The sequence below is a fragment of the Bifidobacterium sp. 7101 genome (assembly GCF_000499285.1).
Classification (GTDB): domain Bacteria; phylum Actinomycetota; class Actinomycetes; order Actinomycetales; family Bifidobacteriaceae; genus Bombiscardovia; species Bombiscardovia apis_A.
Genome location: NZ_AWUN01000001.1, coordinates 281,877 through 293,617, shown reverse-complemented (window position 1 = coordinate 293,617; position 11,741 = coordinate 281,877). Strand labels below are relative to the sequence as shown.

At 54.1% G+C, this 11,741-nt stretch carries 4 protein-coding genes; all 4 read right to left on the bottom strand.

The annotated features are described in order from the left end of the window. Window positions 1–1,329 precede the first annotated feature (1,329 nt). Window positions 1,330–4,191, bottom strand: coding sequence for a hypothetical protein (locus P272_RS0101160; protein ID WP_029677739.1), 2,862 nt, complete (start codon window positions 4,189–4,191; stop codon window positions 1,330–1,332). 415 nt (window positions 4,192–4,606) lie between these two features. After that, window positions 4,607–7,417: a hypothetical protein gene (locus P272_RS09010; RefSeq protein WP_253269635.1), complete on the bottom strand. Its 2,811-nt coding sequence runs from the start codon at window positions 7,415–7,417 to the stop codon at window positions 4,607–4,609. Between the two features lie 487 nt (window positions 7,418–7,904). Next, on the bottom strand, window positions 7,905–10,865 hold the full coding sequence (locus tag P272_RS09655; protein WP_081708978.1) for a hypothetical protein: 2,961 nt from the start codon (window positions 10,863–10,865) through the stop codon (window positions 7,905–7,907). Between the two features lie 174 nt (window positions 10,866–11,039). Continuing rightward, a complete protein-coding gene (gene rdgB / locus P272_RS0101140) occupies window positions 11,040–11,726 on the bottom strand; it encodes an RdgB/HAM1 family non-canonical purine NTP pyrophosphatase (protein WP_029677735.1) in 687 nt (228 codons plus the stop codon). Window positions 11,727–11,741: the final 15 nt, after the last annotated feature.

Below are 11,741 nucleotides of genomic sequence, written 5' to 3'. Positions count from 1 at the left end.
GCCGGTGCCACCCCTGGTTGAGTACCGTTGACATTTCCAACAATGTTTCCATCATCAACGTCAGAATAGGCGGGAAAGCCATAATCGGTCACCATGCCCCAGTTAGCTTGATTCCCATCGTAGAGCTTCGGCTGGTCATCCCATCCGATCCAGGAGTACGGTCCGCTGCATTGAAGATTAGCATCCGAGCCTAGGCAGTCCCCCATATACAGCTTGAAGTTCTTGCCGCTCGCCGTTAAAGATTCGGTAATATTGGATGTTCTATCCGGCGCATTAATCATGGTTTTAGAATCGAAACTGCCACACTCATCAACTCCGGAATTCCAATTCCAGGGAGAACCTGGACTACCACACGACAGTGCTCCCTGCTGTCGGCCAACGACCGCGAAGATATTTAAGGGCTCGCTTGTACCACCAGCTTTATAGTATGAAGGATCGGAGGAACTATCCCTGAGGTTCAAATCACCTTCAAGGGAAATAGCCAAGTAGTCATATAAACCAGAGTTAATTATCTTATGTACTGTGAAGTACTCATCCCTATTCTTCGCCCACTTGGCGGCTCCAGACCAAGGCTTATCTGTGGATGATGCTGAAGCTATGGTGTTCAAATACTTTATCCTGCGATACCAGGTTTGATTTTGCGAACCCCAGAACGGATACACAAAGGATAAATTACAAGTACCCTGGGTATCGGCACCGTTGGTAGCATTGGCGCAATTAGGATCGAAATCGTTATGCCTCACGCGCAGGATGAAATCCATGCGCAACTCATCCTGGTAGGAATCGATCTTGTCGTTGTAACCAAGCATCTTATAGAGCAGCGGCTTCCTGCTAGCCGTCTCGCCTTGCCCATCGATGGCATTGGCTTGGTTGGCCGACAGAGCGCTCAGTCCCAGAGGAACAACCATGGCCAGGGTCGCCAGAAGGGTTATCAAAAGAGCGACAATGGGGCGATCCACATGCCGTGGACCCTTATTGCCCCTTTCATGCAATCGGTTCAACACGCTACCCCCCACACCACGATGCAACCATCTCCGGGATCAGATGGACTGCACGCTTGATTGGTCCCCGGTGCAGGCCACGAAACCCTAGAGCACAAGTGCTGCATCTTCATTTATGGCATCTTCTTTTCCCTTTACATGCTTTAAGAGTACCGAGACTGAAAGCGTGATCTGGGATTCAGATAGGGTGTTTCGCGGCTGTCCATGATCTTGACTAATCACAGTCTGCATTAGGGATGGTGGTCGGTTGGACAACGTCAGAACCCCTTCCCCACCCATCCTTTCAACTACATGAGGCGGGGACGGGTCCTATCTTATGCTGCCGTAATCAGTGGCGGCTTTCCTGCCTGTTCCTCAGGCAGGCCACGAAACCGGCCAGGCCCAATGCCATCAGCAGCATGATCTTGAGCACCGAAAGCGGCCAACCGCCGGTAAGAGGCAAAGCCGAGTTGGAAGGACGGAACTCCAGCGCGTGAGACACCGAAGCCGACTGGTTCCCGCCCTGGAATCTGCCCTGGGCATCAGGGCTCTCGGCATCATCGGAATGCACCTGGGCAGAGAACTCACCCTGATTGATCCCCTCAGGAGGAACCGCCTGCCATGAACCCTGGTCCCCCACAACCGCATCCGTGCCGCTGCCGCCGGGCCAGGTCACACGCACCACGGTGCCCTTGGTCTCGGGAACCTTCCTATCCCCGTCCACATACTTGTAGGCCTTCCCAGCCACCTGGAAGACGTCATACCGCTCCAAGACCAGCGTAGTCGGCGTCATGTCGACCTTCCGCTCAATGGACGCCGGCTCTGAACGGCTGCTCGTCGGATTGACCATCTCAACGCGGAAATCATACATTTGCTTCTCGTCGCTGCCGTCGTAGCCGCTGAACCTGTCAGCGGGTATGTTCAGCGTCCAAGACCAGGTGGATGCTGTTGTCTTGTTCAGGCCCAGCGTGAGGCCTGTTGCAGAATCTTCCACGGAAGACGTAGTGCCAGCCGCCGCATCCCTCTGGAAGGTGTTGGCCGGAGTGGTCAGCAGGGGTGTCCAGTCCAAGGCGGTCTTCTGTTTCATCGAAACGACCATCCTGGAATCCGTCATCCCCAGCCCTCCCGAGGACCAGGCCGTATACACAGGAGACGCCTCACCATTGAACACAACAACTGAATCCGCCGGCAGGCTCCCGTTGACGGTATGAGGCACAGTGACCGCGAGTTTGGTCGCATCCGGTGCGTTCTCCTCGGAGACGAAATAGGCCGTCCCGACGTTCGAGAAGAAGGAAGTCAAACCGAACCCGGAGATAGACTCGATCACCCAGGCATGGTACCGCCTGTAGCTGCTGTACTTGTTGCCTGGGTCCGGTGAAGGATACTGCTTGTTGGTGTCCTGTATCTGCCAGGACCCTCCCTGCTTGCTCTTGGGATCAACCTTGCAGACAGTCTCGCCCAGCCTGAACCCCCACGTGTCCGCGGCTTTCACCAGGTCCTCACCATTCGAACGCTGCCCACCCGCAATTGGATTGGCAGGATCCTCGCCATAGAGAACAACCTTGTTGGGACGCGCGGCATCCTTGGAGGGTGTGCACTCACCACTGACCACCGGATCAAGCGTCGACGTATACACGCTCCCCGAAGCATCGAGAGCGCTGTCGGCATCGTTCTCAATCTTCGTGATCGTCGGATCATCAGGACGAGGCACATCATACTGATAGAAGGCACTATTGATCGTCCAGCCCGCAGCAATATTTCGTTCTATATCCGAGCTGTCCATGCCGTCACGTATCCCGACGAGACCTTTCCGTTCAGGGTTGTATACCTCAGGACTGACGGTACAAGCGCTACCGTCCCGATTGGTGGTGACTGGCCAGGTGACCATCTTGAAATAGCCATCAAGATCCTGCTTGGCCTTGGCCTCCTTGAAATCAATCCCGCCGTCAGCCTTCTGAGCAGGCATAGGCTGGCCGTTCTTGTCAGTGGCAAACATCTCATTAGGATTATCCGCTTGTTGAGGCAAGTTGAAAGCTGAATACTTACTGACTTGGGCTGCCTTGCTAACCGTGGTGGTGACCGAATTGGGAGACGGCTGCTGGCCCGTCACCAGGACCGGCTCAGGGGTCAACTCATCAACAGGCACCCATTCACTATCCTTCAGAGCCACCCACTGGTAATAATAGGAATTGGTCTCGGAACAGATGCCATCAGGATTATCGCTAGTGCTACCGCGCACATTCAGCCAGTACACGAAGAAGGATCGTGCCGGGGCTGTGCCCGGAGCAGTGCCGGCGATTGCCCCAGTAGTAGTGCTCTTATAGTCAGGAAAACCATAGTCGGTTACCATGCCCCAGTTGGCCTGGCTGCCTCCATAAAGATCTGGGTTGCCATCCCAGCCTACCCAAGAATACGGGCCGCTGCACTGAAGATCAGCGCCCTTGCCCAGGCATGTCTGCATATACAGGGTGAAATCCTTGCCATCTGCCGTTAAGGCTGAGGTAATGTTGGATACCCTGTCCGGCGCATTAATCATGGTGTCAGGGTTAAAATTGCGACAATTATCGATTCCAGAGCTCCAACTCCATGAATTGCCTGGACGAAGACAAGATAGTGCGTCGTCCTGTTTGCCAACAACTGCGTAGATGTTCACCGGCTCGCTGGCCCCACCAGGCTGATAATATGACGCATCAGCAGTGTTCTTAAGCGCCAGGTCACCCTCGATGGAAACGGTCAGATAATCATATAGACCGGAATTGATTATCGTATGCACGGTGAAATACTCATCTTGATTTTGTGCCCACTTGTAGGCTCCGGACCAGGGCTGATCCGAGGATGATGCCGAAGCTATGGTGTTCAGATACTTTATTCTGCGATAAAAGGAAGTATCATCTGACCCCTTGTACTGATAGACAAAGGCCAGATTACAACTGCCCTTGGTGTCGGCACCCTTGGTAGCATCGGCACAAGAGGGGTCGAACTCGTTGTGTTTCACGCGCAGGATGAAGTCCATGCGCAGCTCATCCTGATAGGAATCAAGCTTGTTGTTGTAGCCCAACATCCGATAAAGCAGAGGTTTCCTGCTGGCCGTCTCGTCCTGCCCATCGATCGCATTGGCCTGACTGGCCGAAAGCGCGCTCAGCCCAAGTGGAACAACCATGGCCAACATCGCCAGAAGGGTTACCAGAACGGCGATTATCGGACGGCTCACACCTTGTGAACCCTTAGCGCCCCGTTCTTGCAAACGCTTCAATACAAAACCCCCCAAATTACAATGAAATCATGCTCTAGAACAGATCAACTCTGCTTTTGACTTACCCCCAATTAAGGCAACTGCGCATAGAGCACAACAATGCATCTATATTTTTCTTTGCCTTTTCAAGGCTACAGAAATTAAGCGCAATATCTGGGATTCAAGTCGGGTGTTTTGCAGCCGTTCAAGTTCTTGACCCTGGCAGGTCCAGCAACCAGCTGATGAGAAGTAGATCTTGCCTTCTTCCGACCACTCTGGATTGGGGCGAATACTGCTTCGGCAACGACAGCACAGGAATTTTAAAAAATAGGGCCCGTGCTCATCTCCATGGAATTGGAAGGATGAGGACGGGCTCTGTCTTATGCCGCGAGAATCAGTGCCGACTTTCCTGCCTGTTCCTCAGGCAGGCCACGAAGCCAACCAGGCCCAATGCCATCAGCAGCAGAATTTTGAGCACCGAAAGCGGCCATCCGCCAGTCAAAGGCAAAGCCGAGTTGGAAGGACGGAACTCCAACTCATGCGGCACCGAAGCCGACTGGTTCCCGCCCTGGAACCTGCCCTGCGCGTCAGCGCCTTCGGCGTCATCGGAATTCACCTGAGCTGTGAACTCACCCTGGTTGACGCCCTCAGGCGGAGTCGCCTGCCACAAGCCCTGGTCCCCAACAGTGACATCCGTGCGACTATTGTCAGGCCAAGTCACATGCACCACGGTCCCCTTGGTCTCAGGAACCTTCGCATTCCCATTTACATACTTGTACGCCCTGCCTGCCACCTGGAAGACGTCGTACCGCTCCAAGGTCAGTGTAGTTGGTGTCATATCGACCTTCCGCTCGATGGATGCAGGGCCCGAGGGAGTGTTCATGGGGTTGACCAGCTCGACCTGGAAATCATACATTTGTGTGTCATCTCCACCGTTGTACCCGCTGAACCTGCCGGCAGGGATGTTCAAGGTCCAGGACCAGGCGGATGCCGTTGTCTTGTTCAGACCCAGTGTAAGGCCCGTCGCGGAATCCGTGACGGAAGAAACAGTGCCGACAGCCGCATCCCTCTGGAAGGTGTTGGCCGGAGTGGTCAGCAGGGGCGTCCAGTCCGAGGCGGTCTTCTGCTTCATCGAAACGACCATCCTGGAATCCGTCATCCCCAGCCCTCCCGAGGACCAGGCCGTATACACAGGCGACACTTGACCCTTGAATACGACGACCGAACCCGAGGGCAGGCTCCCGTTGACCGTATGAGGCACAGTGACCGAGAACTTGCTTACATCCGGGACGTTCTCGCCCGAAACGAAATAAGCCGTCCCGACATTCGAAAAGAAGGAGGTCAGGCCGAACCCGGAGATAGACTCAATCACCCAGGCATGATACCGTCGGTACCCGTCGTACTTGTTGCCAGGATCCGGCGACGGGTATTGTTTATTGGTGTCCTGTATTTGCCAGGACCCTCCCTGCTTGCTCTTGGGATCGACCTTGCACTCAACTTCACCAAGCCTGAACCCCCACGTGTCCGCGGTCTTCACCAAGTCTCCGCCGTTCTGGCTCTGCGCGTCACTGATGGGATTGGCGGGATCCTCCCCGTAGAGAACAACCTTGTTTGGATGCGCAGCATCCTTGGAGGGCGTGCACTCACCGCTGATTACTGGATCAAGCTTCGACGTATACACACTGCCCGAAGCATTCAAACTTCCATCTGCATCATTCTGGATGTTGGTGATCGTCGGATCATCAGGACGAGGCACATCATACTGATAGAAGGCACTATTGATCGTCCAGCCCGCAGCAATATTCCGTTCTACATCCGAACTGTTCATGTTGTCACGTATCCCGACGAGACCTTTTTGATCAGGGTTGTACACTTCAGGGCTGACGGTACAAGCGCTGCCATCCCGATTGGTGGTGACTGGCCAGGTGACCATCTTGAAATAGCCATCAAGATCCTGCTTGGCCTTAGCCTCCTTGAAATTGATAGAGCCATCAGCATTCTGAGCAGGCATAGGATTGCCGTTCTTGTCAGTGGCAAACATCTCATTGGGATTTGTCGGTTGTTTGGGCAAGTTGAAAGCCGAATACTTACTGACTTGGACTTCCGCGCCTACCGTGGTAGTCAACGAATTGGGAGACGGCTGCTGGCCCGTCACCAGGACCGGCTCAGGTGTCAACTCATCAACAGGCACCCACTCGCTGTCCTTCAAAGCCACCCACTGGTAATAATACGAATTGGTCTCAGAACATATGCCATCAGGATTATAGATAGTGCTGCCACGCACATTCAGCCAGTACGCAAAGAAAGAGCGGGGCGGAGCTACGCCCGCATCAGAGCCCGGCATTTTCCCAAGAGTAAGGCTATTGTAATCAGGAAAACCATAGTCGGTTACCATGCCCCAGTTGGACTGACTACCTCCATAGAGTAACGGATTGCCATCCCAGCCTACCCAAGAATACGGGCCGCTGCACTGAAGATCAGCGCCTTTCCCTTGGCATGTCTGCATATACAGGGTGAAGTTCTTGCCATTTGCCGTTAAGGTTGAAGTAATATTGGATACCCTGTCCGGCGCATTAATCATGGTATCAGGGTTAAAAATGCCACAGTCATCGATTCCGGCGACCCAATTCCATGGAGTACCAGGAGCAAGGCAGGATAGTGCCCCTTTCTGCTGTCCGACAACTGCGTAGATATTCACCGGCTCGTTGGCTCCACCAGGTTGATAATATGACGCATCAGCAGTATTCTTAAGTGCCAGATCACCCTCTATGGAAACGGTCAGATAATCATATAGACCGGAATTGATTATCGTATGTACGGTGAAGTACTCATCCCTGTTCTGCGCCCACTTGGAGGCTCCGGACCAGGGCTTATCCGAGGATGACGCCGAAGCTATGGTGTTCAGATACTTTATTCTGCGATAATATGTTGGGTTTTCTGAACCCCTGTACTGATAGACGAAAGCCAGATTACAACTGCCCTTGGTGTCGGCACCCTTGGTACCATCGGCGCAGGAAGGGTCGAACTCGTTGTGTTTCACGCGCAGGATGAAGTCCATGCGCAGCTCATCCTGATAGGCATCAATCTTATTGTTGTAGCCCAACATCCGATAAAGCAGAGGCTTCCTGCTGGCCGTCTCATCCTGTCCATCAACAGCATTGGCCTGACTGGCCGAAAGCGCGCTCAGCCCAAGCGGAACAACCATGGCCAACGTCGCCAGAAGGGTTACCAGAACGATGATGATCGAACGGCTTACATGCAGTGATCTCCTATTGCCCCATTCCCGCAAACGCCTCAATACAATACCCCCCAAACCACAATGAAATCATGCTCCAGGACAGATAGAACAGATCAACTCCGCTTTTGACTTATCCCCAATTAAGACAACTGCACATAGAGCACAACAATGCGTCTTCATTTTTTCATTACGGCTTTAAAGCGTACAGAGATAGAAGGCACAATCTGGGATTCAGAGAGGGTGTTTTGCGGCTGTCCAAAGTCTTGACTCCGGCAGGACCGCAACCAGCTGACGGGAAACCAGCTGAAGAGAAGCAATTTGTTGTCTTCTTCGGAGGGCACCCAACAGGCGTGAGTGACGCAACGGCAGCAATCCGGGTATTAAAAAAGTCAGGGCCCGCGCTCAACTCCATAGTTGGAATGATGAGGGCGGACCCTGACTTATGCCGCGAGAATCAGTGCCGGCTTTCCTGCCTGTTCCTCAGGCAGGCCACGAAGCCGACCAGACCCAACGCAATCAGCGACAGGATCCTGAGCACGGAAAGCGGCCATCCGCCGGTCAGCGGCAAAGCCGAGTTGGAAGGACGGAACTCCAGCTCATGCGACACCGGGGCCGACTGGTTCCCGCCCTGGAACCTCCCCTGCGCGTCAGCGCCTTCAGCGTCGTCTGAGAGCACCTGAGCAGAGAACTCACCCTGGTTGATGCCCTCAGGCGGAACCGACTGCCATGAACCATTGTCCTCAACAACGACATCGGTGCTGTTATTGCCATTGCCGGGCCAGGTTATGTGGACCACGGTCCCCTTGGTCTCGGGAACCTTCGTATCCCCATCCACATACTTGTAGGCCTTGCCCGCTATCTGGAAGACGTCGTACCGCTCCAAAGTAAGCGCCGTGGGCGTCATGTCGACCTTCCGATCTATGGACGCCGGGTCTGAATGAATGTTCACCGGGTTAATCATCTCAACCCTGAAAGTGTATGTCTGCGTTTCGTCGTCGCCGTTGTAGCCGGTGAATTTATTGGCAGGGATGTTCAAGGTCCAGGACCAGGCGGATGCCGTTGTCTTGGTCAGGCTCAGCGTGAGGCCCGTCGTGGAATCTGCGACGGAAGAAGCAGTGCCGGCAGCCGCATCCCTCTGGAAGGTGTTGGCCGGAGTGGTCAGCAAACCGGTCCAGTCCGAGGCGGTCTTCTGCTTCATCGAAACGACCATCCTGGAATCCGTCATCCCCAGCCCTCCCGACGACCAGGCCGTGTACACAGGAGACACTTGACCCTTGAACGTGACCACCGAACCCGTCGGCAGGCTCCCGTTGACCGTATGGGGCACCGTGACCGAGAACTTGCTTGCATCCGGCACGTTCTCGCCCGAGACGAAATAAGCCGTGCCAACATTCGAGAAGTAGGAGGTCAGACCGAACCCTGACGTGGACTCAACCACCCAGGCGTGATAACGCCTGTAGCCGTTGTACTTGTTGCCGGGGTCCGGCGACGGATACTGCTTATTGGTGTCCTGTATCCACCAGGACCCTCCCTGCTTGCTGCCAGTGTCGGTCTCGCAAACAGCTTCGCCCAGCCTGAAGCCCCACGTGTCCGAGCTTTTCACCAGATCATCGCCATTTGCGCCCTGCCCATCCGCAATCGGATTGGTGGGATCCTCTCCATACAGAACAACCGTATTAGGATGCTTCTCATCCTTGGAAGGCGTGCACTCACCACTGATTATCGGGTCAAGCTTCGACGTATACACGCTCCCAGAAGCATCCAAGCCGGCATCCGCATCATTCTGGATCTTGGTGATTGTCGGATCATCAGGACGAGGCACATCATACTTATAAAAAGCAGTATCAATCGTCCAACCCGCAGAGAGATTCGTATCCTTTTGCACGGCGGACATGTTATCGTCAATCCCCACAAGACCAGCGCTCTTGGGGCTGTACACCTCAGGGCTGACAGCCGTACATACCGTGCCATCAGAATTCCTGGTGTCAGGCCAGGTCACCAGCTTGAAATAGCCATCAAGACCCTGCTTCTCCTTGGCTTCCTTGAAATCAATCCCGCCATCAGTTTTCTGAGCAGGCATAGGATTGCCATCCTTATCAGTAGCAAAAAGCACGTTGGTGGTATTTGCATACTTTGGGTCGGTCGGATTGACGTTATAAGCGGCATTGGTATTGACCATACCCTGCAGTCCGTAGGTGGTAGTCAAAGTGTTGGGACTCGGCTGCTGGCCTGTCACCAGGACCGGCTCAGGAGTCAGCTCCTTAACAGGCACCCACTGGCTGTCCTTAAGAGCCACCCACTGATAGTAATAGGAACTGGTCTCAGAACATATGCCATTGGTTTTGTTGCCTGGACCACGCAAGTTCATCCAGTACACGAAGAAAGACCGTGCCGGAGCCGTGCCCGGGGCTGTGGCATTTATATTTCCAACCGTACCATCGCTATAAGCCGGAAAACCATAATCGGTCACCATGCCCCAGTTGGCCTGGTACATGTTATAAAGTTGTGGCCAATAGTCCCATCCAACCCAAGAATATGGACCACTGCATTTCAGGTCGTCTCCTCCGCTACCCAAGCAGTCACCCATATACACTTTCATCTGTTTATCCTTCGATAAACTCGCTGTGATATTTGAATATCTATCCTGCAAGTTGCTCATGGAGGCTGGATCGAAAGTTGAGCAGGTGGGGGTACCCCATGCCCACGAAGAGCTACCACAGGACAGGGCATCATTCTGTTCACCAACGATGGCAAAGACATTCAAGGGCTCAGGGTGACCGCCAGCCACGAATTTTGCGGGATCTGTAGACTTATCCGCAATGTTCATGTCGCCTTCGATGGATACGGCCAAGTAGTCATATAAACCTGAATTGATTATCTTATGAACCGTAAAGCGCTCCACATGATTCCCAGCCCATGCTACAGCTCCATCATATGTATGCCCGTTTTTGTTATTTTCAAGGTAATTATCTGGAGTTATACTATTTATATACCTTATACGATAGTAATTTGCTGGGTTATCAGAACCAACATACTGATATATAAAAGATAAATTACATTTCGCCTTGCCACCGGTGTCTGACTTGCCGAGGTCGACGCAATCCGGCTTGAACTCGTTGTGTTTCACGCGCAGGATGAAGTCCATGCGCAACTCATCCTGCCAGGAATCAATCTTGTCGTTGAAGGCCAACATCCTATAGAGCAGAGGCTTCCTGCTCGCCGTCTCGTCCTGTCCATCAACGGCATTGGCCTGACTGGCCGACAGAGCGCTCAACCCTAGCGGAACAACCATGGCCAGAGTCGCCAGAAGGGTTATCAGAACGGCGATGATCGAACGGTTCACGTGCAGTGATCCCTTATTGTTCCGTTCTTGCAATCGCTTCAATACGAAACCCCCAAATCCCGATGGAATCATCTGCTAGAACAGATCGACTTTGCTTTTAACTTGTCCCCAATACCGCCGACTGTATCATAGAGATAAAAAAATCGCACCTTCGCGTTTCTTTGCATGCTTCAAGTGCGACCGGCACTCAGAGCATGATCGTCGATGTTCCGCGACCCTTCACCGCACGGAATCTATAAGGATTTATTAGTCTCCAATGTGGCCGTCGCCCAGCACCCAGCTGATGAGGATCGGCATGATGGCTGCCAAGGCCTTGCCCCTGTGCGAAATGGCATTCTTTTCATCCGAGGTCATTTCCGCCGAGGTCAGCGGATGCCGGTCGCTGGCACGCCGAGGCTGATCACGAGGCACGAAGATCGGGTCGTAACCAAACCCGTTATCCCCGCGTGCCTGGCGGATGATGCTTCCGGGCATCTCGCCGACCCTGGTCACTTGAGATCCCCGGACGGCGTACCCCGGCACATCCGGAACGACCAGGGTGGCAGCGCAGACAAACCGACCTCCCCTATGGTCGTCGGGTATGTCGTTCAGCTGGTTCAGCAAGAGCTCCAAGTTGGCCTGGTCGTCGCCATGGCGGCCGCTCCACCGTGCCGAGAGGATCCCCGGGGCGGCGCCCATCACATCAACGACCAGCCCCGAGTCGTCCGCCAGCGCGGGCAGACCTGATTCACGAGCAGCCTGCCCAGCCTTGATAAGGGCGTTCTCCTGAAAGGTGGTGCCGGTCTCTACCGGATCGGACAGCCCCAGTTGCCCCGCCGAAATCAGCTCGATCCTCTGCCCCTCATCGGCCAGGAAACCGTCGAGTATGCGACGAAGCTCACCTAGTTTGCCCTCGTTGTGCGTGGCCACAACCACTTTTCTGGCATACCCCATACCGGTCCTCCTCGC

Excerpts from the sequence above, each read along its gene's own strand:
- P272_RS09655 (WP_081708978.1), bottom strand. The coding sequence starts at position 10,865 with ATGATTCCATCGGGATTTGGGGGTTTCGTATTGAAGCGATTGCAAGAA.
- P272_RS09010 (WP_253269635.1), bottom strand. The coding sequence starts at position 7,417 with ATGGTTGTTCCGCTTGGGCTGAGCGCGCTTTCGGCCAGTCAGGCCAAT.
- rdgB (WP_029677735.1), bottom strand. The coding sequence starts at position 11,726 with ATGGGGTATGCCAGAAAAGTGGTTGTGGCCACGCACAACGAGGGCAAA.